Raw genomic sequence first — 22695 nt, forward strand, 5'->3', positions numbered from 1 at the left:
ATGACCCCATCCGCTGCGGGCAACTGCCTCGGCAACGGCAAGGGGCGATGCCCTGGTTGCACGGTTCCCCGCCCCAGCGGCCTGAAAAACTGTAACGGGAGATGACAAACGCCCCCGGCGCCTTGATCCTGACGAGCCGGCTGGCACAATGCTCCCTTCACGGCCAGCCCGGGCGCAGATGCCGGCTCGCCGCCATGCCGCCCGCCGTGACGCGGGCAGGCCAGTCCACCTCACGCCGGTCCCTCGCCCATGCCCCATGCCCCCCGCTTCCCTCGCGCCGCGCCGCCTTCATCCGGCCTCTGCCGCCGTGCCCTGCTCGGCCATGGCGCCCTCCTCTTCCTGCCCCTGCTGCTGCTGTGCGCCCTGCCGCCACTCTTCATGAGCGATACCCTGAGCGCCCCCTGGCTGCAACTGCCCTACTGGCTGAGCCGCAGCGTCGATCTGCCGGGCCTGGGGCTGACCCTGACGGGACTGCTGCTCGTCAGCTGGCGCAAGCTCGCTCTCTCCCCCGCCGCCCTGCTGACCCTGGCCGCGGCTCTCCTGGCGGTGCTGGGCGCCGACCTTGCCATAAAGAGCGGCCTCAAGCTCTTGACCCAGGAGCCAAGGCCCTACTTCATCTGGCTCAATGAGCAAGGGTTGATCCCCGCCATGAGCCACTTCTACGGCGCCGAGCAGGCTGTGCGCGCCGAACAGGTCTTCGCAGCCAGCCAATGGCTGGCCCTGCCCGACTGGCTGGCCCGGCACTGGCGCCACGAGGTCAACTACGCCTTCCCCTCGGGGCACACCATAGCGGCCATGAGCCTGGCCCAGTTCTTCGGCCTCCTCTGGCTGGCGCGGGCGCCGCGCCTGGCCTGGCTGCTGCCGATCTGGGCCCTGGCGGTCGCCCTCTCGCGCCTGCTGCTGGGCATGCACTGGCCCCGGGACCTGCTGGCCAGCGCCCTGCTCGGCGGCCTCACCGCCCTGCCGGCCGCCTGTTGGTGGCTGCGCCGTCATCCCCTCGTGGCCAAGACGGCGCAATAGAAACGGGCACCCTGGGGTGCCCGTTCTCATCTTGCCCGCGCCAGCGTGGCGCTCACCCCTTGGCGGGAACCTGCCAGCCTTCGGGGTATTTGTAACCGACGAAGCGCTTGGCGGCATAGGCCTTGAACTCGGGGGAGTTGTAGGCGGCCGCCACGTCCCTGGCAAAGGGCTTGTCCGCGTCGGCACTCTTGACCACCACCCAGTTGATGAAGTCATAGCTGCGCTCGAGGAAGAGCCCCTCGCTGAAGGGGATGCCACTGGACGCGGCATAGTTGCCGTTGATCACGGTGAAGTCCACGTCTTCACGGGAGCGGGGCAGCTGCGCCGCCTCCAGCAGCACCAGCTTGATGTCATGCGGGTTCTTCACCACATCGAATTCGCTCGCCTTGAGGGGGTTGATCCCCTCTTTGAGGGTGATCCAGCCCAGGTCCTGCAGCATCAGCAGGGCGCGGGCCTGGTTGCTCGGGTCGTTGGGAATGGCGACCGTGCTCCCCTCTTTCAGGGCCTTGAGATCCCCCAGCTTGCCGGCATAGAGCCCCATGGGGCCGGTCGGTACTTGGGTGATGGGGGCAAGCGACAGCCCCCTGTCCTTGGCGAAGCTCTCCAGATAGGGCTTGTGCTGGAAGCAGTTCACGTCAAGCGACCCGTCCGCCAGGGCGATGTTGGGGCTGACATAATCGGTGAACTCCACCAGTTTGACCTGGTAGCCCTTGGCTTCGAGCTGGGGCTTGATGGCGTCGGTCACCATGTCGGCAAAGTCCCCGACCGTGGTGCCGATGACGATCTCTTTCTTGGCCTCATCGAGGGCAAAGGCGGACAACGGCAGGCTGCCGGCAAGCAGGGCCAGGGCGGAGAGGGTGAAGAAGGAACGACGCTGCATAGAAACTCCCTGTCAACATGATCATCAAAACGGTGGGCGGTCGGCGGGGTCATCATCAAGGGTGACACCACGACCATCTAGCCATCCAAATGGCTAATTGCGACCACCATAGCAGAGCCCTTCGACTTCGCCAAGCAACAAAACCGGGCAAGCTTGGCCAGATGGCGGTGAAGTCCCTCCGGCCTCGAGCTGAAAATCTTTGACAACGCACGCAGTTATCGCGTTTGCCCCCTCCCCGCTTGAGGCACAACTGGCCTATTGTGGTCATTCGATACCCATCACCCCGGGGATCCGGCTGGTGGCGCCTAGGTGACCATATTGCCTCTCCCCTTCATCCAGGCAGCACAAGGAGTGGTTGTGTTCGATCATGTTGAAATCAAGGTGGTGCACTTCGACGACTGCCGACGCTTCTATGAAACCGTGCTGGCCCCCCTCTTGATAGCACTCAAATGGGTAGACAAAGACGCCGCAGGTTTCGGCCGGGTTGGTCACGACAAGGTGGGCTTCCTGATAGAGCGGGGCGAACAGGGTGCCCCCTGTCATCTCGCTTTCACAGCCAGCAGCGCTGCGCAGGTGGATGAGTTCTATCAGGCTGGTGTCAGGGCCGGTTTTGCCTGCAACGGGCAGCCGGGACTGCGCCCCCACTATGCCCCCAATTACTACGCCGCCTTCCTGCGCGATCCGGACGGCAACAACATAGAGGTGCTGGCCTACCTTGACCCCCCTGGCATGGCGAACCCGTGAAGAGGCGCCGTGCAGCTTGTCAGCAGAAGCCCGGCGTCGTTGACCTCGGGGCCAGGAAACTCGCCACAAACAAAGGAGAAAATCATGCTTGAACGCCGCAGCACTGGCCTGTTGGTCGTCGATATCCAGGGCAAGCTGGCCCGTCTGGTCGAGGGGAGCGAGTCGCTCATCGCCAACACGGCCCGACTGGTGCAGGGAGCCAAGGCGCTGGGGTTGCCGGTTGTCTGGCTGGAGCAGAACCCGGACAAGCTCGGGGCCACAGTGCCCGAGTTGCAGCCGCAGCAGGCAGGCGCCCTTGTGCTGCCGAAGTTCAGCTTCGGCGCCCTGGGGGAGCCGACGGTCGCCACCGCCCTGGCCGGAACCGGGGTCGGCCACTGGCTGGTATGCGGCATCGAGGCCCATATCTGCGTCTACCAGAGCGTGCAGGGGCTGCTGGCCAGCGGCGCCCGGGTCTCTTTGGTGGTGGATGCAACGTCATCCCGCACCGCAGCCAACCGGGATCTCGCCATCAGCCAGCTGGCGGCCAGGGGCGCATCCCTCACCTCGGTGGAGATGTGCCTCTTTGATCTGATGGGAGATTGCCGCCATCCGGCATTTCGCCAGATACTGGCACTCGTCAAATAGGCCTAGGCAGACCCCTTCCCCAGCTTCTCCTGCAGATAGCGATAGCCCCCGGCGCCGTCCGGCACGAAACTCAGCCGGTGGCTGAGGCAGGGGGGCGCATCCTCGGGGTGGTGGGAGACGAACAGCAACTGGGTGCCTTGGCCTATGAGGCGCACCACCATCTCCCGCACCAGGTGGCGGTTCAAGGGATCCAGCCCCTGCAGGGGCTCATCCAAAATGAGCAGCGGCGGATGCTTGACCAGGGCTCGGGCAATCAGCACCAGGCGCTGCTGACCAAAGGAGAGGGCGTGGAAGGGCAGCGCCCCCTGATCCTTTAGCCCCAGCAGTGCCAACCACTGGTTGGCGAGCGCGAGCTGGCGATCCCCCGGGCGGGTATAGAGGCCGATGGAGTCATAAAAGCCGGAGAGGATCACCGTCTGCACCGAACAACTGACGCGATAGTCCAGGTGCAGCGCCGGGCTGACCAGGCCGATGTGGCGCTTGATCTCCCAGATGCTCTCGCCACTGCCCCGGCGCACCCCGAACAGGCGCAGATCATTGCTGTACCCCTGCGGATGATCCCCTGTGATGAGGGCGAGCAAGGTCGACTTGCCGGCGCCGTTGGGCCCCACCAGTTGCCAGTGCTCCCCCTCGGCAATGGTCCAGTCGAGCCCGTCGATGATGACCTGGTCCCCGTAGGCGACGCGCAGGGCGCGCATCTGAACCCGGGGGCCGGGGGGCAAAGGCGTGGGCGCCTGGAGCGGAGGGGGCAGCTGCGGGCTCTGCCCCTCGGCCCGTGCCAGCTGGGCCACCTCCTGGCTGCCGAGCACGGCGTCACGCTCCCCCGCCAGCAACAGGCGGCGCTCCCCGAGCAGGCCGAGGTGACTGGCGAAGGGGGGGATCTCGTCGAAGCGGTTGACGATCACCACCAGACGTTGCCCCTGCGCCACCAATTGCGCCAACAGCGACATCAGATCCCTGCGCGAGCCTTGATCCAGGCCATCGAAGGGCTCGTCCAGCACCAGCAGCTCGGGTCGTCCCAGCAGGGCGCGGGCCAGCAGCAGCTTGCGCCCCTCCCCGCTCGAGAGATGGCGATAGGGGCGATCCCACAGAGACTCGATGCCGAAGCGCGCCAGCAACGATCGGGCTTGCGCCTCCTCTCCCCCCTCCTCCAGCATCAGGGTCGACACCCGATAGCCCGCCTCCTCCTCTTCCCCCAGCATGTCGGTGTTGCGCCGCTGCCAGTCCAGCTCCCCGAGCCGCTGTTGCGACTCAAACGAGAGGCGCTCGGTCCTCACCCGGCCAGTCACCCCCCCTGCACGGACAGCCAGCTCGCCGCACAGGGCAGAAGCCAGTGCCGTCTTGCCACTGCCGTTGCTACCGACGAAGGCCCAGCACGCCTGAGGCGCCAGGGTGAGGTCGGGGATGAAGAGAGTCTGGTCGCCGTAAAGAGCCAAGCTGGCTGATTGCCACTGCAAAAGAGTCATGGATCCGTCCTGAGTGCTGTTTTGCCCTTACCTTAACAGGGATAGCGACCAGCGGCAGCCTTGGCAGGTGGTGAGGGGCGCTTGACAGCAGGCCCTTCTATCGACAAAAAGATCATTAGCATTGAATGCGAATGACTCTCAATGAAACACGTAATCTGCCCCATTGATACCCCCATATGGGCTCGAATGAGATTTCTTTGAGCCCCCTCTCAACTCCGAAATGAGAGCCTTTTGAATCGTCTTTTCTCATGTATAGATGCCCGTCGCACCTCGGACGGTGCGCCCTTAAGATGGAGTTTATCAATGAGAAAAACATCGTTAGCATTGGCAATCACGGCCCTGCTCTCGGCCCTGCCTGTCGTCTCGGCTCAGGCGGCCGAGGGTTGTTCCCCCCTCACCGGCAGAGAAGTCGACATGGATACCGGCCGCACCAGCGCACAGCGCTGCCTGCCCGGCATCAACCCCTTGCAGGACCAGCAGTGGCACCTGCTCAACAGTGGCCAGCATGCCTTCAGTGCCCGTGGCGGCGTGGCGGGCAATGACCTCAACCTCTGGTGGGCCCACCGCACAGAGGTGCTCGGCCAGGGGATCAATGTGGCCGTCGTGGACGACGGTCTGGCCATAGCCCACCCGGATCTCGCCGACAACGTCCGCCCCGGTTCACGTAACGTGGTGACCGGCAGCGACGATCCGACGCCGACCGATCCGGACAGTGCCCACGGCACCTCTGTCTCCGGCATCATAGCCGCGGTCGACAACGCCATCGGCACCCGGGGCGTGGCCCCTCGGGCCCAGTTGCAAGGCTTCAACCTGCTCGACGACAATAGCCAGCAGTTGCAGCAAGACTGGCTCTATGCCCTCGGCAACAGCCAGGCCAGCCGCGACAACCGCGTCTTCAACCAGAGCTACGGCATGAGCCTGGTCGACCCCCAGGGGGCCGGCGGGCTCAACCAGGTGCAACTGGATCGCCTGTTCGAGCAGATGACCCTGAAGACGCAAGGGGCCGCTTACATCAAGGCCGCGGGCAACGGCTTCAGCCGCATTGCCGCCGGCAACTATGTGCTCAACCGCACCGGCGGCGAGCTCAGACTACCGTTTGAAAACAGCAATATAGATCCTTCCAACAGCAACTTCTGGAACCTGGTGGTCAGTGCCAGCAACGCAGACGGCGTGCGCTCCTCCTACTCCAGCGTCGGCAGCAACGTCTTCCTGACGGCCCCGGGCGGCGAGTATGGCACCGCCTCACCGGCCATGGTCACCACGGATCTGCCCGGCTGCGACCTGGGCTACAACCGCACCGATCGTCAGAGCGCCAACCGGCTGCACGGCAACCTGGCGCTGGATGCCGGCTGTGACTACAACGGCACCATGAACGGCACCTCTTCGGCCACCCCGAATACCGCTGGCGCCATGGCGCTGCTGATGTCAGCCTATCCGGACCTGTCGGTGCGGGATCTGCGGGATCTGCTGGCACGCAACGCCACCCGCATCGATGCCAATCAGGCAGCGGTCACGCTGAGCTACACGGCATCCAATGGTCAGCAACGCCGGGTGACAGGGCTGGAAGGCTGGGAGCGCAACGCCGCCGGGATCTGGTTCAACCCGACCTACGGCTTTGGCCTCATCGATGTGAACAAGGCCCTGGCGAGCGCCGCCACCCACAACCCCTTGCCGGCGCTGGTACAGCTGCCGTGGCAGAAGGTCACTGTGCAGGGCAATGCCCAGGGCGCCATCCCGGATCTGGGCAGCAGCCCGACCACCTCCAGCACCCGGGTCGAGCAGGCGCTCACGGTGGAAGCTGTGCAGGTGCAGGTCAGCCTGGATCACCAGCGGCTGCCCGATCTGCTGATCGAGCTCGTCTCGCCCTCCGGCACCCGCAGCGTGCTGCTCAACCCCAACAACAGCCTGGTGGGTCAATCCCTCGACCGGCAGCAACTGGGTTATGTGCGCACCAAGGGGCTGCGCGACATGCGCATGCTCTCCCACAAGTTCTACGGTGAATCGGCCCAGGGCGAGTGGCAACTCGCGGTGACCGACGTCGCCAGCGGCACTCGTCAGGTCTCGCTGCTCAATCGCAGCACCAACGCCCGCACAACCCTGACCGAGCGCAACAACAGCCAGCCGGGTCAACTGCTCAACTGGTCCCTGCGGGTGATCGGCCATGAAGCAGCTTCCCTCTAATCGCACAGGAGTCACAACATGAAACACAGCTTACTCAGCCTTGCCCTGGCAAGCCTGCTGGCCTCGGTTTCCGCTCAGGCCACGGCCGAAGAGTCGGTGGTTATCGAGGGCAAGCAGTACAGCACCATAGAGGTGAACGGCCAGACCTACCTCACGCCGGACAACGGCAGCAAGAAGCGCGTCGCCCGCAGCCTGGATGGCAAGGCGGCACAACCTGGCCTGCGCAGCGGTGACGTCTTGCTGCAAGGAGTCGCCAGCCCCGAGCTCACCGTCAGTGGCACCCTGCTGATCGAAGCCGATGAGCCTCAAGCCAGGGCACTGGCCACGCGCCACGGTCTGAGCTTCAAGCAGAGCAGTGGCGGCATCGCCCTGCTGGAGGCCAAACCCGGCACCGATCTGAACGCCATCAGCGCCCGGCTCCAGCAGGAAGGCGTGAAGGTGCAGATCGAACTGGCCGGCGCCGAGCAGCAGCCCAGGTGAAGCACGCCTCGCACTGAAGGCGTCATGTCATCGAGGGGGCCATTGGCCCCCTCGTCTTTAGCTACTACACCGCCGCAACCCCATCCTCCAATGCCCACCCGGCGATAATACTCCCATATAGAGCGAGAGAGATTAGGTCCAATTCATCTTGCATGAACGCATCATCAACACAGCACCATATTGGTAATAAAAAACGGCACCGAGAAGGTGCCGCCATGGATTATGGTAGGGAGCTGCCTGTGCTGGCTCAGCCAGCCTTGTGCTGCTCGGCCAGATAGAGCCAGGTGTCGACCACGGTATCCGGGTTGAGCGACACAGAGTCGATCCCCTGCTCCACCAGCCAGGCGGCGAAGTCCGGATGATCCGACGGGCCCTGGCCGCAGATCCCCACGTACTTGCCCGCCTTGCGGGCGGCGGCGATGGCCATGGCCAAGAGCGCCTTGACCGCCTCGTTACGCTCGTCGAACAGGTGGGCGATGAGGCCCGAATCCCGGTCAAGGCCCAGGGTCAGCTGGGTCATGTCGTTGGAGCCGATGGAGAAGCCGTCGAAGTGCTCGAGGAACTTGTCCGCCAGCAGGGCGTTGGAGGGCAGCTCGCACATCATGATGACTTTCAGCCCCCGCTCGCCACGGCGCAGGCCGTTCTCCGCCAGGATCTCGATCACCTGCTCCGCCTCACCGACCGTGCGCACGAAGGGGATCATCACCTCGACGTTGGTCAGCCCCATCACATCCCGCACCCGCTTCATCGCCTCGCATTCTAGGGCAAAGCAGGGACGGAAGCTGTCGGCGATGTAGCGCGACGCGCCACGGAAACCGATCATGGGGTTCTCCTCGTGAGGCTCGTAACCACGGCCCCCCACCAGGTTGGCGTATTCGTTGGACTTGAAGTCCGACATCCGCACTATGACCCGCTCCGGCCAGAAGGCGGCGGCCAGGGTGGCGATCCCCTCGGTCAGCTTGGCCACATAGTATTCCCGCGGGCTCTCGTAGCCGGCAATCATCTTGGTGATGGTGGCCTTGAGCTCCGGGCTCTGCTGGTCGAACTCCAGCAAGGCCTTGGGGTGCACCCCTATCATGCGGTTGATGATGAACTCGAGTCGCGCCAGGCCCACACCGGAGTTGGGCAGCTGGGCGAAGTCGAAGGCCCTGTCCGGGTTGCCCACGTTCATCATCACCTTGATGGGCAGGCGCGGCATGTTGCCCACCTCGGTCACCGCCACGTCAAAATCGAGCTTGCCGTCGTAGATGAAGCCGGTATCCCCTTCCGCGCAGGAGACGGTGATGAGCTGGCCCGGCGCTATGTGATCGGTGGCATCGCCACAGCCCACCACGGCCGGGATGCCGAGCTCGCGGGCGATGATGGCGGCGTGGCAGGTGCGGCCACCCCGGTTGGTGACGATGGCGGAGGCCCGCTTCATGATGGGCTCCCAGTCCGGATCCGTCATGTCGGTGACCAGTACGTCGCCGGGCTGCACTTCGTCCATCTGGCTGATGGAAGAGATGACCCGAGCGGGGCCCGCGCCAATCTTGTGGCCGATGGCGCGCCCCTCGATCAGCACCTTGCCCGATTGCTTGAGGGCAAAACGCTCGAGGGTGTTGGCCTCCTGGCGGCTGCGCACGGTTTCCGGGCGAGCCTGGACTATGTAGAGCCTGCCATCCTGACCGTCCTTGGCCCACTCGATATCCATGGGGCGGCCGTAGTGCTGCTCTATGATGAGGGCCTGCTTGGCCAGCTCCATCACCTCGTCGTTGCTGATGCAGAACTGGCTGCGCTCGGCATCCGAGGTGTCGACTATCTTCACCTGACGACCGTGACCGGCGTCATCCGAGTAGGTCATCTTGATGAGCTTGGAGCCGAGCGTCTTGCGCACCACGGCGGGACGCCCCGCTTTCAGGGTCGGCTTGTGAACATAGAACTCGTCCGGGTTGACCGCGCCCTGCACCACCATCTCCCCCAGCCCCTGGCTGCCGGTGATGAAGACCACGTCGTTGAAGCCGGACTCGGTATCCAGGGTGAACATGACCCCGGAGGCGGCCAGGTCGGAGCGCACCATGCGCTGGATGCCGGCAGAGAGGGCCACCCCCTTGTGGTCATAGCCCTGGTGCACCCGATAGGAGATGGCGCGATCGTTGAAGAGCGACGCGAACACGTGCTTGACCGCCGTCATGACGGCATCGATGCCGCGCACGTTGAGGAAGGTCTCCTGCTGGCCGGCGAAGGAGGCGTCCGGCATGTCTTCGGCGGTGGCGGAAGAGCGCACCGCAAACGACGCCTCGAGGCCCGCGCTCAGGGTGTCATAGGCGGTGCGAATGGCCTGCTCCAGCTCCGGCTGGAAGGGGGCATCGATCACCCACTGGCGGATCTGGTTGCCGGCGGCGCCGAGGGCCGCGATGTCATCCACATTCAGGCTGTCGAGCAAGTCATGGATCTTGTCGTTGAGCCCGCTGCGGTCCAGAAACTCATTAAAAGCAAACGCCGTGGTGGCAAAGCCACCTGGCACGGATACGCCCGCTCCCGAGAGCTGGCTGATCATTTCACCGAGGGATGCGTTTTTGCCGCCAACTCGTTCTACATCTTGCATTCCGAGTTGCTCGTACCAGAGTACGTATTGTTGCACTTGCATGTCTCCAGGTTGGTGGGCATGGGGGCCGGGGCACCCTCTGCGCCTTGTTGTGTGCTTTTTGTTGGTTTGTTCCGTCGCCGCCCGCCGAGAAAACGTTTTCTTCTCCCGGTCAAAAAAATCCCCACGCAAGATTTGGGGATAGGCCGAATGACACAGTCATTCTACAATGCCAACACAAAAAGGTAACGATTCAGGTTTGCAACCTGGTTCACAACTTGGCAACGGCAGATCGGTTGACAATGGCCGTTTGGTATCGAGCGAAACTTTCTTCGCATCAAGCAAAAAGGGAGAAGGACGTGCACACGGTTTTTTATGTTTCAGATGGCACCGCCATTACCGCCGAGGTATTTGGTCACGCCGTGCTCAGCCAGTTCCCCATGATCTTCGAGCAGATCACCATTCCCTTCGTGGAGACCCTGGAGAAGGCGCGTCTGGTGCGACAGCGCATCGACGAACAGTTCCGCCAGACCGGGGTGCGCCCCATCCTGTTCCACACCATCGTCGACCCCATGGTGCGGGAAGAGGTGCTCAAGGCCCATGCCAGCAGCCACGATTTTCTCAACACCTTCGTCAGCCCCCTGGAGCAGGAGCTGGGGATCAAGGCCACCCCCCGCCTGCATCGCACCCACGGCATGGAGAATCGCAAGCTCTATGACGATCGCATCGAGGCGGTCAACTTCGCCCTGGCCAACGATGACGGCATCACCACCAAGGAGTATGACGAGGCGGACATCATCCTCATCGGGGTCTCCCGCTGTGGCAAGACCCCCACCAGCCTCTATCTGGCGCTGCAATTTGGCATTCGCGCCGCCAACTACCCCTTCATCGAGCAGGACATGCAGGGTCTGACGCTGCCCAGCGCCCTCAAGGCCAATCGCCACAAGCTGTTCGGCCTCACCATCACCCCGGAGCGGCTGCACGAGATCCGCAACCAGCGCCGCGCCAACAGCCGCTACTCCTCCCTGGAGCAGTGCCAGCAGGAGCTGGCGGCGGTGGAACGCCTCTATCGCCAGGAGGCGATCCGCTTCCTCGACACCAGCGCCCACTCGGTGGAGGAGATCAGCGCCAAGATCCTCGAAGGCACCGGCATGCGGCGCCAGCTCTACTGACCCCCTGTTTCTGGCCCCGGCCGTGCCTGGGATATCGGCAAGGCGCCCCGGTCGCCAAGAGCGGGACGCCTTGCTCCTGGACTGAAAATGGCAAGAGGGCGCCCGTCAGGGGCGCCCCTTATGCTCCCCGGCCGTCAAGCTCGCGGTTGCTCATCAGCTTGCCGTAGAAGGAGACCAAGCCATGACCATGGCGCACCCGCTCCGCCAGCCAGGCGCCCAGGAGCAGGCCCATGGCGCCCGCCCCCGCCATCACCCAGCCCCAATACGCCTGCGCCAGCAGCCCCAGACACAGGGCCGCCCCCAGGGCCAGCAGCAACAGCAGGGGAGCCAGACACAGCATCCCCCATAGCAGGGCCTGTATGACCCAGGCCACTATCTTCATCATTCCTGACTCCACTCTGTCCAACATGATGGGAGGGGCGCACCTGGAGGATGGCAGCCCCCTCTCCTCTCAACGCACATCATGACACCCCATGGCCGCACAGGGCCTCTCCCTCACAGCCCATCCCCTGGTGCCACGAATCGCCAACTAAGCCTCCTATGAGGCCCGCCAGCATCAGGTCACGAACGAAATGAAAGGTCAAGCCAGCCCGATTCAGGCGAACAGATATTGAACAATGACTGACTAAAGTGAGAAGAACATCAAGAAAAGGCTGCAAAATGGCGAAAAAGCCAGCGAATGATAGCAAAAACAGGTGCATTTCGGGTCGATTATCACTATTCTGCTGCGGTTGGTAGTCATTACAAAAAACAGCAAATGACACAATGTAACGAAATAAGTACGGATTTTGTCACGTTTTCGGCACGACATGCCAAGCCATGGCACAGGAAGTGTCCTGGCCAACGGGGCGAGAGACGAGTGAACTCAGCGACGTAAGGAAGGAAGCATGGATCTTCAACAAGAGGGCCAGGAGCTCAAGCGCGGACTCAAGAACCGCCATATTCAGCTCATCGCCCTGGGCGGTGCCATCGGTACCGGCCTGTTTCTCGGCATCGCCCAGACCATCAAGATGGCCGGCCCCTCGGTGCTGCTCGGCTATGCCATCGGCGGTTTCATCGCCTTTCTCATCATGCGCCAGCTGGGCGAAATGGTGGTGGAAGAGCCGGTTGCCGGTTCGTTCAGCCATTTTGCCTACAAGTACTGGGGTGACTTTGCCGGTTTCGCCTCCGGCTGGAACTACTGGGTGCTCTATGTGCTGGTGAGCATGGCCGAGCTGACGGCGGTGGGCATCTATGTCCAGTACTGGTGGCCCGAGATCCCGACCTGGATGTCGGCGGCTTTCTTCTTCGTGCTGATCAACGCCATCAACCTCACCAACGTCAAGGCGTTTGGCGAGATGGAATTCTGGTTCGCCATCATCAAGGTGGTCGCCATCGTCGGCATGATAGGTTTTGGCGGCTACCTTCTGGCAAGCGGCAGCGGCGGCCCGGATGCCAGCATCAGCAACCTCTGGGATCAGGGAGGCTTCTTCCCCAATGGCATCAGCGGTCTGGTGATGGCCATGGCGGTGATCATGTTCTCCTTCGGCGGCCTGGAGCTGGTCGGCATCACGGCGGCGGAAGCGGATGATCCCCAGAAGAGCATCCCCAAGGCCACCAACCAGGTGATCTACCGCATCCTGATCTTCTACATCGGCGCCCTGGCCGTGCTGATGTCCCTCTATCCCTGGGGCAAGGTGGTGGAAGGGGGCAGCCCGTTCGTGATGATCTTCCACGCCCTGGACAGCAACCTGGTGGCGACCGTGCTCAACATGGTGGTGCTGACCGCCGCCCTCTCGGTCTACAACAGCTGTGTCTACTGCAACAGCCGCATGCTGTTCGGCCTGGCCAAGCAAGGCAATGGTCCCAAGGCCCTGCTCAAGACCAGCAAGAGCGGCGTGCCCGTGGCGGCCATCTCCGTCTCTGCCGCCGCCACCCTGCTGTGCGTGCTGATCAACTACCTGATCCCGGGCAAGGCGTTCGAGCTGCTGATGGCCCTGGTGGTCTCGGCCCTGGTGATCAACTGGGCCATGATAAGCCTGGCCCACCTCAAGTTTCGCAAGGCCAAGCAGGCCGAAGGGGTGACCCCCAGGTTCAAGGCGTTCTGGCACCCGGTGGGCAACTACCTCTGCCTCGCCTTCATGGCCGCCATCCTGGTGATCATGTACCTGACCCCGGGCATCCAGATCTCGGTGCTGCTCATCCCGGTCTGGATAGTGGTACTGGCCATCGGCTACCAGTTCAAACGCAAGCGCCTGCTCGCCGCCGCGACGCAGACTGCCTGACGGATACGCACCAGGCCCGCCAAGAGGCCGAGTCAAACCTTAAGCAAAGAGGCGCCCCCGGGGCGCCTCTTTTTTATCCGTCAATCCGGATGGGGCCAGCCCCATCCACCTATTCATCGACCGGGGTAATGGCAAAGATCACCCGGCGCTTGGAGATCAGGGAGCTGCATCCCTGGCAGAAGTAGTCGACCGCGCCGCACGCCTGCAAGCGCTCCAGCGGTGCCCCGCAATCGGGACAGCTTGCCTCGAACCTCAGCTCGGCATGACAGCCGGGGCAACGCTGCTCGCCGTGGCGAGGATCCAGCGCCGCCGCGCAGAGGGGGCAGCAGGGGGTGGAATCATTCATGACATGGGTCCTCATTGGATGGCGTCGGCCCGGGCCGGCGCGCTGGTTCACCGCTATCAGCATGGGGGTGACGGCTGGCCCGGGTCAAGGTAACAGGGGCCTGGCCCCCGAACCTTGACCCCCATCAAGATAAAACGGCTGCCCTGAGGCAGCCGTTGTCATCACTTCTTCTTCATCTTGAGCAGGCGCTTGCGTTGGCGCTCCTGACTCAGGGTGAGGTTGTTCTTCTTGCCCTCGAACGGGTTGACCGACTCCTGGAACTCGACCCGGATCGGGGTGCCCATGATCTTGAGGGACTTGCGGAAGTAGTTGATGAGATAGCGCTTGTAGGAATCCGGCAAGTCGTTGAGCTGGTTGCCGTGGATCACGATGCGCGGCGGGTTGTAGCCACCGGCGTGGGCATACTTCAGCTTGACCCGGCGACCGTTCACCATGGGCGGCTGGTGGTCTTCCTGGGCCATCTGCATGATGCGGGTCAGCATGGCGGTGCTGGTGCGACGGGTCGCGGACTGGTACGCCTCCTGGATGGATTCGAACAGGTGGCCGACACCGCTGCCGTGCAGGGCGGAGATGAAATGGACCCGGGCGAAATCGATGAAGCCCAGACGACGGTCCAGCTCGTTCTTGACGTCTTCCTTCACCTTCTGATCCAGACCGTCCCACTTGTTCACCACCAGTACCACGGAGCGGCCAGTGTTGAGCACGAAGCCGAGGATGCTGAGATCCTGATCCGTGATGGTCTCGCGGGCGTCGATCACCAGCAGGCAGACGTTGGCATCTTCAATCGCCTTGAGGGTCTTGATGACGGAGAACTTCTCCACCGTCTCGTGCACCTTGCCGCGACGACGCACGCCGGCGGTGTCTATGATGACGTACTTCTGCTCGTCACGCTCCATGGGGATGTAGATGGAGTCCCGGGTGGTGCCCGGCATGTCGTAGACGATGACCCTATCTTCCCCCAGCATGCGGTTGGTCAGGGTGGACTTGCCGACGTTGGGGCGACCAACGATGGCAAACTTGATGGGCAGGTCGGCGAACGGGGTCTCCTTGGTGTCTTCCCGGGTGTCGAGATCACCGGAGGCCACCATGCGCAGCAGGGCCTCTTCGTCGAAGTCCTCCTCTTCCTCCACCTCTTCTTCGGCTTCGGAGGCAGCCTCGACCAGCTCCTCCAGATGGGGGGCCAGGGCCAGCTCCAGCAGGCTCAGTACGCCACGACCGTGGGCGGCGGCGATCTGGTAGACCTCCCCCAGCGCCAGGGAGTAGAACTCGGACACGGCGGAGTCACCGTCGATGCCGTCGGTCTTGTTGGCGACCAGGAACACCTTCTTCTGGGACTTGCGCAGGTGTTCGGCGATGGCCTGATCCGCGGCGGTCAAACCCGCGCGCGCATCCACCATGAAGAGCACCACATCGGCCTCATCGATGGCTTGCAGGGACTGCTCGGCCATCTTCAGCTCGATCCCCTCCTCGGTGCCATCGATACCGCCGGTATCGACCACGATAAATTCCAGCTCGCCCAGCTTCGCCTGGCCGTACTTGCGGTCCCGGGTCAGGCCGGGGAAGTCTGCCACCAGGGCATCCCGGGTACGGGTCAGGCGGTTGAACAGGGTGGATTTCCCCACGTTGGGGCGGCCCACCAGGGCTACTACAGGAGTCATAAAAGCCTCATTCTCAAGACGACAAAGGCTCCGGGTCCGAAGACCAGGAGCCGGATAATCATAATGTCGGACGATCAGGGACGCTTCAGGGCGTACAACTTGCCGTCACGGCTCTGCACATACAGGGTATCACCGTCCACCAGGGGGGCGGCGTAGAGACCACTGCTGTCGAGCTGTTGCATCGCCTGTATGGTGCCGTCGCTACGATCCAGCCAATACAGGTAACCTTCCACATCGCCGACCACCACATAGTCACCGAAGATGACGGGGGCCGTGACGCTGCGATTTTCGAGCAGGGTGTTGGACCACAGCTCCAGACCGTTGCGACGGTCGATGGCAAACAGGTGGCTGCGGCTGTCGGTCAGCACGATGGCATTGCCGGTCACCGCCATGTCGCGATAGCCGGAATACTTGCGCTTCCACACCTCGTCACCCGTCATCAGCTTGCGGGCCATCAGCTGGCCATTGTAAGCGATGGCGTAGAGTTCATCGCCGGCGATGAGGGGAGCGGCATCCACGTCCACCATGCGATCCAGCTCGGTGGCGCCGCGCGGGTCGGCCACCTTGGACTGGCGCACCGGCTGGCCGTTGCTCAGCAGGGCGATGCCCACCTTGCCATCGGCGCGGCCGTACAGCACGGCGCCATTGGTGATCACCGGCGCCCCCGTGCTGCGCAGGGTCAGCGGCGGCTGCTCCTCCGCCAGGGTCCATTGCAGCTTGCCCTCGTCGGTATCGAGCGCCACCAGGCGGCCCGAGGTGGTCAGCACCACGACGCGGCCATCCTCGACGGCGGGACTCGCCACCACTTCACCGGGCACATTGGTCTGCCACAGCACCTCGCCATTCTCCTCGGAGAGGGCGTAGACCTGACCGTTCTCGGAACCGAGGAACAGCTTGCCGTAACGGGAGACCAGGCCGCCGGAGAGGCGGGCGCTGCGCTTGTCGGCGTTGACCGGCAGGTCCGCCAGATCCACGCTCCACAGCTCCTTGCCACTGCTGCGCTCGAAGGCGGTGACATCCCCGTCGCGGGCGGCGGCATAGATGACATCATCCTCGACCGCGGGACGCAGCTGGGAGTAGAAGTTGCCTATGCCATCCCCGACCGAGCTCCGCCACAGGGTATCGGCCTGGAAGCTGGACTCCACCTTGGGCAGGGGCGCCATGGGGTTGAGATCCTCATCCTTGCTGAACAGAGAGCAGCCCTGCAGCACCACGGCGATAGCGGTGGCGAGCGCGACGCGCCTGAGGCCGCGCTGCAAAGTCAGATCACGCATCAGGAGCTCCTGCAGTGGCGGCGGCCGGCAGCGCCAGGTCGTCCATCTTCAGCTTGAGTTCCGGGCTTGCCTGCAGGCCGCCGGCATCGGCCGCCGCCTGATAGGCATCCCGCGCCTCTTCCGGCTTGCCCTGTTTGAGCAGCAGGTCGCCACGCACTTCCGCCACCTGGGCCTTGAAGGCGTCGTTGCTGATCTTGCCAAGCTGGGCCAGGGCCTCGTCAAACTTGCCCTTATCCCCCAGGATCCGGGCCAGACGCAGGGCGGCGATGGGCTGCACGCTCTCGTCCCCCTCGGCCACGACCTGACCCAGCTGGGCGACCGCCAGATCCAGCTTGCCCGCCTTGACGGCGGCGGCAGCCAGTTGCAGGGCGGCCAGCTCGCTGTAGGACTCGCCCTTGTGGTCGGCGATGAAGGTCTGGGCCTGGGCAAAGGCAGCATCGTCACCCTTGGCCAGGGTCTGGGTCAGCTGGTTGTAAGCCTGGGAGGCTGCCTCCTGGCTCGACTGCTGGTGTTCGTTGTAATAGCGCCAGCCAAACAGGGCCACCAGACCGATGACGGTCCCGGCGATGACCGAGGTGCCGTTCTCTTTCCACCAGTTCTTGATGACCTCAACCTGTTGTTCTTCGGTGGTATACACTTCCACGGCTTACTCTCCTTTGTCTGCCAGCAGGGCAATGACGGCATCGACCGGGGCGGTCTGTTGTTCCCCCTGGCCACGCAGATACTTGATGGTCACCTCGCCGTTCTGCGCCTCGGACTCGCCGAGGATCAGGGCGATGGCCGCGCCGCTCTTGTCGGCACGCTTGAGCTGTTTCTTGAAGTTGCCGCCGCCGCAATGGCTCATCAGGCGCAAGGAAGGCAGCGCATCGCGCAGCCGCTCCGCCAGGGCAAAACCGGCCGCTTCCACCCCCTCGCCCACCATGGCCAGGTAGACATCCACCGCAGGACGGATGTCCCCATTGAGCTCCAGGGTCTCGAGCATCAGCACCAGTCGCTCCATGCCCATGGCGAAACCCACCGCCGGGGTGGCTTGACCGCCCAGTTGCTCCACCAGGCCATCGTAGCGGCCACCGGCCAGGACTGTGCCCTGGGCCCCCAGGCTGCTCGTCACCCACTCGAATACGGTGAGGTTGTAATAATCGAGACCGCGCACCAGCCGCTCGTTCACCTCGAACCGGATGCCGGCCGCGGTGAGCAGGCGCTTGAGCCCCTCGAAGTGAGCCAGGCTCTCCTCTCCCAGGTGATCGAACAGGCGCGGCGCCCCCACCAGGATCTCCTGCACCCGATCGTTCTTGGAGTCGAGCACCCGCAGCGGGTTGCTGTACATGCGGCGCTGGCTGTCTTCGTCCAGCTCCTCCTTGTACTGCTCCAGGTAGGCGACCAGGGCATCGCGATAGGCGGCGCGCTCCTCGCTCTGACCCAGGGTATTGAGCTGCAGGGTGACGTGATCCTGGATGCCGAACAGGCGCCACAGGCGGTGGGTCAGCATGATGAGCTCGGCGTCTATGTCCGGCCCATGGATGCCGAACAGCTCGACCCCGAACTGATGGAACTGGCGATAGCGCCCCTTCTGGGGACGCTCGTGGCGGAACATGGGGCCCATGTACCACATGCGGCGCTCCTGGTTGTAGAGCAGACCATGCTCGATACCGGCGCGCACGCAGCTGGCGGTGCCTTCGGGGCGCAGGGTCAGGCTGTCGCCATTGCGATCCTCGAAGGTATACATCTCTTTTTCGACCACGTCGGTCACTTCACCGATGGCACGCTTGAACAGATGGGTCTGCTCGACGATGGGCATGCGCACCTCGCTGTAGCCATAACTGGCGACAACCTGACGCAGGATCTGTTCCACTTTCTGCCATACCGGGCTCTGCTCCGGCAGGCAGTCATTCATACCGCGAATCGCTTGAATCTGTTTTGCCACGTTGCTACTCGAGAAAAGACGTGAAATTTGGCCGCATTATAGGGATTTTCGACCCCGAGGTAAAATCAGGGTGCCCGGATGCGGGATGTAAAATCAATAACCTAAAGCCGGGGCCACCCCAGGTGGCCCCGCTCTGGTCGAACCTTTACCGGTTCAACCCTTGTCTATCTGGATCTGGTTGGCGGGATCCAGCATGGCGGCGCGGGCACGGATGCGTCGCTCCAGGGTCGGCACCAGATCCTTGTTGTCGAGCCGGTCGACCCGCAGCCCCCCCTCGTAGAAGGCGCTCTTGTTGGCGGCGCCGGCGAGGCCGAGATCGGAGACCAGGGCCTCGCCCGGGCCGTTGACCACACAGCCTATGATGGAGACATCCATGGGGGTGATGATGTCTTCGAGTCGCTCTTCCAGGGCGTTGACCGTCCCTATCACGTCGAACTCCTGACGGGAGCAGGAGGGACAGGCGATGAAGTTGATGCCACGGGAGCGAATGCGCAGGGACTTGAGGATATCGAAGCCCACCTTCACCTCCTCCACCGGATCGGCGGCCAGGGAGATGCGCAGCGTGTCCCCTATTCCCTCGGTGAGCAGCATGCCAAGGCCGATGGCGGATTTCACCGCGCCGGCTCGGAACCCGCCCGCCTCCGTGATGCCCAGGTGCAGGGGCTGGTCTATCTGCCTGGCCAGCAGGCGATAGGCACCGACCGCCAGGAAGACATCGGACGCCTTGACGCTCACCTTGAAGTTGTCGAAGTTGAGGCGATCCAGGTAATCCACGTGACGCATGGCCGATTCGAGCAGGGCTTCCGGGGTCGGCTCGCCATACTTTTCCTGGATGTCCCGCTCCAGGGAGCCGCCGTTGACGCCGATGCGGATCGGAATGTTGTAATGACGGGCACAGTCGACCACGGCGCGCACCCGCTCTTCGTTGCCTATGTTGCCCGGGTTGATGCGCAGGCAGTCGGCGCCATACTCGGCCACTTTCAGGGCGATGCGGTAATCGAAATGGATGTCGGCAACGATGGGGATCCGGGTCTGCTGCTTGATGAGGCGAAAGGCTTCCGCCGCCTCCATGGTGGGCACAGAGACCCGGACGATGTCGGCACCGACCCGCTCGATCCGCTGGATCTGCTCGACGGTGGCGGCCACATCCGTGGTCTTGGTATTGGTCATGGTCTGGACCGTGATGGGGGCATCGCCCCCCACCGGTACCTTACCCACCATGATCTGCTTGGACTTGCGACGAATGATCGGGGATACATGAGCGGACATGGGTACAACTTACTCCTGCGGCAACGCGAACTTGGCGGTCCGGCCGTTATTGTAACGGCTCATGTCGATGGACTTGCCTTCGAACTCAATCCGGACGGCCATGGGCGCGCCTACGATGAACTTCAGCGGTGCCGTTCCGTTCAGAACCAGCTCGTCATTGGCCTTCTTCAGGCCGCTGAACAGGGTCTTGCCGGTGGCGTCCTTCACGTCGAGCCAGCAGTCGGCGGTGAAGTTGAGCTTGAGCTGGGGCACGCTGGCCGGCTCGGCGGCGGGCTCTGGCTGCGTGGCCACGACCTCGCTGACCACGGGCTCCTCGGTCGGGGCCGTGGAGATGGCGGCGCTCGCGGCAGGCTCCTCGCTCACTGGCGCGGCGGCTTGTTCCGCCTCGGCCAGGGGCGCGGGTGCAACCAGGGAGAGCTCGCCTTCGGTGGTCTCACTCACCTCGGGGGAGGCAGAGGCGCCTATCTCGCTGGCGGCGAGGGCCTCCTCCCCGGCGGATCGCTTGGCCGTGCTCTGCCACCACCAGGCGACCGACAGGCCGATCAGGGCCAGGATCACCAGCCAGGTCACCAGCTTGAGGCGGCTGTCACTGGCCTGCTGACGGGAGCGACGGGAGAAGCTCTGCATATCGATGTTGTCCGGGGGGGTCAACCCCAGCTTGGTATAGGCGGCGAGCACTGTCTCCTCGGGCACCCCCACCAGCTTGGCGTAGGTGCGCAGGTAACCCCGGATGAAGGTATGAGAGGTGTGCTTGTCGTAAGTATCTGATTCGATAGCCGCAATCAGGGTAAGACGAAGATGAAGGCGTGACGCTACCTGCTCACGGGTCCAGCCAAGCTGTTCGCGAGCGGCGCGCAGCAGCTGGCCTGGGCCCGCTGCCTGAGATTCGTCTTGAGAGTCGTGTTGCTGTTCAATAGTCATTGGCTAAGTAACGCTTGGCTTGTGGCGAAGAGGGAAAGCGCTGTACCAGCTCAGTCCCGAATTGGTGAAGTAATGCCGGTTTGTCCATCGACTGGGCGAGACGCAGTCTCAGCCAGAGGCTCTGCTCGTTCTCCTCGGCCACGGCCGCATAACGAACGAGATAGTCCTGCGCATCGGTCAGCTTGTCATCTTTCATGGAAAGCTCGGCCAAGTCCAGCAATAACCCTGGATCGCGGGGATTATACCCCAAGGCCAGATGATAGTATTCGCTCGCCTTGTCTTTTCTGTTGTTTTGCAACGCACAGAGCGCCGCATTCTCGTAGGTGTCGGCGATCTTGACGTAGTCTGGCTGGGCGATGGCCTGGTTGAAGGCCTGGTCGGCTTCATCGAAACGGCCACGATTGCAGAGGAAGGCGCCGTAGTTGTTCATGGCGTCAGCATTGGTCGGATCCATGGCCAGGGCCTTGCGATAGCTCGCCTCGGCCGCCTTGAAATCCTGCACCTGCTGGAAAAAATAGGCAAAACCTATCTGGATCTGGGGGTTGCCCGGGTCATATTGCAGCGCCTTGTCCAGATTGAACTTGGCCTGCTCGGCATTGCCCTGGCGCAGATATTGGATGCCCAGATCCAGTCTGGTCTGGGCAGCGGCCTTCAGATCGGGACCGACTTCCCGCTGTGTCGAGTTCGGGCCAACGTAGCTAGTCTCGGTCACGCAGCCGGACAGCGCACAGAGCGCTGCCACCATAATCAATTTACGTGTATCCATTTCCCTGACTATACAATGGCTTAGCGGTTACACCATTTTGACGGAAATCCCATCCTGTTGCATCCGCTTTTTCATGGTGCGTTTAGTGCGATCGATCACATCTCCGACCAACTGACCGCAGGCGGCATCGATGTCGTCCCCGCGGGTCTTGCGCACTATCACGGTCAGGCCGTACTCCATCAACACCTTGGAGAAGCGATCGATGCGACTGTTGCTCGGTTTGCCAAACGGGTTGCCCGGGAAGGGGTTGAAGGGGATCAGGTTGATCTTGCTCGGGGTATCTTTCAGCACCTGAGCCAGCTCGTGGGCATGCTGCATGTCGTCATTGATATGATCGAGCAGCACATATTCCACCGTGACCCGGCCACCGTTGGCGTTGGACTTGGCCAGATAACGACGCACACCGGCGAGGAAATCCTCGATGTTGTACTTGTCGTTGATGGGCATGATCTCGGAGCGAAGCGCATCGTTGGGCGCATGCAGGGAGATGGCCAGGGCCACGTCTATCTGGTCCCCCAGCATGTCCAGGGCCGGCACCACACCGGAGGTGGAGATGGTCACCCGGCGCTTGGAGATGCCATAGCCGAAATCGTCCATCATCAGCCGCATGGCCGGGATCACGTTGGAGAGGTTGAGCAGGGGTTCGCCCATGCCCATCATCACCACGTTGGTGATGGGGCGCTTGCCACCGACCACCTTGGCTGCGCGCCACACCTGGCCGATGATCTCGGAGACCTTCAGGTTTCTGTTGAAGCCTTGCTGGGCGGTGGAGCAGAAGGTACAGGCCAGGGCGCAGCCAACCTGGGAGGAGACGCACAGGGTGGCACGGTCCGCTTCCGGGATGTAGACGGTCTCGACTTCCTGATCCCCGACCTGCAGGGCCCACTTGATGGTGCCATCGGAGGAGCGCTGTTCGCGGCTCACTTCCGGGGCGCGGATCTCGGCGACCGCCTTGAGCCGCTCGCGCAACACCTTGTTGACGTTGTTCATCTGATCGAAATCGTCACAACCGAAGTGATAGATCCACTTCATCACCTGATCCGCCCGGAATGGCTTCTCGCCCAGTTCGACGAAGAAGGCACGCATGGCATCCCGATCAAGATCCAGCAGGTTGGTTTTTGTTTCGCTCATCAAAGGCCTCAG

At 63.1% G+C, this 22695-nt stretch carries 20 protein-coding genes; 7 read left to right on the forward strand and 13 right to left on the reverse strand.

What is annotated here, in order from left to right; translation table 11 throughout:
• The first annotated feature begins 249 nt into the window (after positions 1-249).
• Positions 250-1020, forward strand: a complete 771-nt coding sequence (locus tag BN1119_RS04175) for a phosphatase PAP2 family protein (RefSeq protein WP_041994361.1) — start codon at positions 250-252, stop codon at positions 1018-1020.
• 52 nt (positions 1021-1072) lie between these two features.
• Here the strand turns inward: BN1119_RS04175 and BN1119_RS04180 are convergent, their stop codons facing one another.
• Positions 1073-1900 (reverse strand): MetQ/NlpA family ABC transporter substrate-binding protein, encoded by an 828-nt coding sequence (locus BN1119_RS04180; protein ID WP_041994364.1) that lies wholly within the window; start codon positions 1898-1900, stop codon positions 1073-1075.
• Between the two features lie 357 nt (positions 1901-2257).
• Between BN1119_RS04180 and BN1119_RS04185 the strand changes: the two genes are divergently transcribed.
• Together BN1119_RS04185 and BN1119_RS04190 are read left to right on the forward strand one after the other, a co-directional pair.
• The gene (locus BN1119_RS04185; RefSeq protein WP_041994368.1) at positions 2258-2644 is read left to right on the forward strand and encodes a VOC family protein; all 387 of its coding nucleotides are present in this window, start codon (positions 2258-2260) and stop codon (positions 2642-2644) included.
• 84 nt (positions 2645-2728) lie between these two features.
• Positions 2729-3268 carry an isochorismatase family protein gene (locus BN1119_RS04190; RefSeq protein WP_041994370.1) on the forward strand — a complete coding sequence of 180 codons (540 nt, stop codon included), beginning with the start codon at positions 2729-2731 and terminating at the stop codon, positions 3266-3268.
• Between the two features lie 2 nt (positions 3269-3270).
• Here the strand turns inward: BN1119_RS04190 and modF are convergent, their stop codons facing one another.
• A complete protein-coding gene (gene modF, locus BN1119_RS04195; protein WP_041994373.1) occupies positions 3271-4734 on the reverse strand; it encodes a molybdate ABC transporter ATP-binding protein ModF in 1464 nt (487 codons plus the stop codon).
• A gap of 303 nt (positions 4735-5037) precedes the next feature.
• On the opposite strand from modF, the gene asp reads away from it, so the two are divergent.
• Positions 5038-6915, forward strand: coding sequence for a serine protease Asp (asp, locus tag BN1119_RS04200; RefSeq protein ID WP_041994376.1), 1878 nt, complete (start codon positions 5038-5040; stop codon positions 6913-6915).
• A gap of 18 nt (positions 6916-6933) precedes the next feature.
• Positions 6934-7395: a serine protease chaperone gene (locus tag BN1119_RS04205; protein ID WP_041994379.1), complete on the forward strand. Its 462-nt coding sequence runs from the start codon at positions 6934-6936 to the stop codon at positions 7393-7395.
• A gap of 247 nt (positions 7396-7642) precedes the next feature.
• Here the strand turns inward: BN1119_RS04205 and ppsA are convergent, their stop codons facing one another.
• Positions 7643-10021, reverse strand: a complete 2379-nt coding sequence (ppsA, locus tag BN1119_RS04210) for a phosphoenolpyruvate synthase (protein ID WP_041994383.1) — start codon at positions 10019-10021, stop codon at positions 7643-7645.
• A gap of 296 nt (positions 10022-10317) precedes the next feature.
• On the opposite strand from ppsA, the gene ppsR reads away from it, so the two are divergent.
• Positions 10318-11130 carry a posphoenolpyruvate synthetase regulatory kinase/phosphorylase PpsR gene (gene ppsR / locus BN1119_RS04215; protein ID WP_041994386.1) on the forward strand — a complete coding sequence of 271 codons (813 nt, stop codon included), beginning with the start codon at positions 10318-10320 and terminating at the stop codon, positions 11128-11130.
• Positions 11131-11248: 118 nt separating this feature from the next.
• Here ppsR and BN1119_RS04220 read toward each other — a convergent pair whose 3' ends face one another.
• Positions 11249-11515 carry a hypothetical protein gene (locus tag BN1119_RS04220; protein ID WP_052448020.1) on the reverse strand — a complete coding sequence of 89 codons (267 nt, stop codon included), beginning with the start codon at positions 11513-11515 and terminating at the stop codon, positions 11249-11251.
• A 502-nt stretch (positions 11516-12017) separates the two neighbouring features.
• Between BN1119_RS04220 and BN1119_RS04225 the strand changes: the two genes are divergently transcribed.
• On the forward strand, positions 12018-13394 hold the full coding sequence (locus BN1119_RS04225; RefSeq protein WP_041994393.1) for an amino acid permease: 1377 nt from the start codon (positions 12018-12020) through the stop codon (positions 13392-13394).
• Positions 13395-13503: 109 nt separating this feature from the next.
• On the opposite strand, the gene BN1119_RS04230 is transcribed toward BN1119_RS04225, so the two are convergent.
• From BN1119_RS04230 to BN1119_RS04270, 9 genes are all read right to left on the reverse strand, one after another.
• A complete protein-coding gene (locus BN1119_RS04230) occupies positions 13504-13740 on the reverse strand; it encodes a zinc ribbon domain-containing protein (protein ID WP_041994396.1) in 237 nt (78 codons plus the stop codon).
• Between the two features lie 161 nt (positions 13741-13901).
• A complete protein-coding gene (der, locus tag BN1119_RS04235) occupies positions 13902-15398 on the reverse strand; it encodes a ribosome biogenesis GTPase Der (RefSeq protein WP_041994399.1) in 1497 nt (498 codons plus the stop codon).
• A gap of 74 nt (positions 15399-15472) precedes the next feature.
• The gene (bamB, locus tag BN1119_RS04240; protein ID WP_041994402.1) at positions 15473-16672 is read right to left on the reverse strand and encodes an outer membrane protein assembly factor BamB; all 1200 of its coding nucleotides are present in this window, start codon (positions 16670-16672) and stop codon (positions 15473-15475) included.
• A complete protein-coding gene (locus BN1119_RS04245) occupies positions 16665-17315 on the reverse strand; it encodes a YfgM family protein (protein ID WP_041994405.1) in 651 nt (216 codons plus the stop codon). The genes bamB and BN1119_RS04245 overlap by 8 nt, the downstream gene beginning before the upstream one ends.
• A gap of 3 nt (positions 17316-17318) precedes the next feature.
• Positions 17319-18596, reverse strand: coding sequence for a histidine--tRNA ligase (hisS, locus tag BN1119_RS04250; protein ID WP_041994408.1), 1278 nt, complete (start codon positions 18594-18596; stop codon positions 17319-17321).
• Between the two features lie 153 nt (positions 18597-18749).
• Positions 18750-19865: a flavodoxin-dependent (E)-4-hydroxy-3-methylbut-2-enyl-diphosphate synthase gene (gene ispG, locus BN1119_RS04255; protein ID WP_041994411.1), complete on the reverse strand. Its 1116-nt coding sequence runs from the start codon at positions 19863-19865 to the stop codon at positions 18750-18752.
• Positions 19866-19874: 9 nt separating this feature from the next.
• Positions 19875-20786: a RodZ domain-containing protein gene (locus tag BN1119_RS04260; RefSeq protein ID WP_041994414.1), complete on the reverse strand. Its 912-nt coding sequence runs from the start codon at positions 20784-20786 to the stop codon at positions 19875-19877.
• Positions 20776-21552 carry a type IV pilus biogenesis/stability protein PilW gene (gene pilW, locus BN1119_RS04265; protein WP_041994417.1) on the reverse strand — a complete coding sequence of 259 codons (777 nt, stop codon included), beginning with the start codon at positions 21550-21552 and terminating at the stop codon, positions 20776-20778. The genes BN1119_RS04260 and pilW overlap by 11 nt, the downstream gene beginning before the upstream one ends.
• Before the next feature lie 27 nt (positions 21553-21579).
• A complete protein-coding gene (locus BN1119_RS04270; RefSeq protein ID WP_041994420.1) occupies positions 21580-22683 on the reverse strand; it encodes a dual-specificity RNA methyltransferase RlmN in 1104 nt (367 codons plus the stop codon).
• Positions 22684-22695: the final 12 nt, after the last annotated feature.

It is taken from the genome of Aeromonas bivalvium (assembly GCF_000819765.1).
Classification (GTDB): Bacteria; Pseudomonadota; Gammaproteobacteria; order Enterobacterales; family Aeromonadaceae; genus Aeromonas; species Aeromonas bivalvium.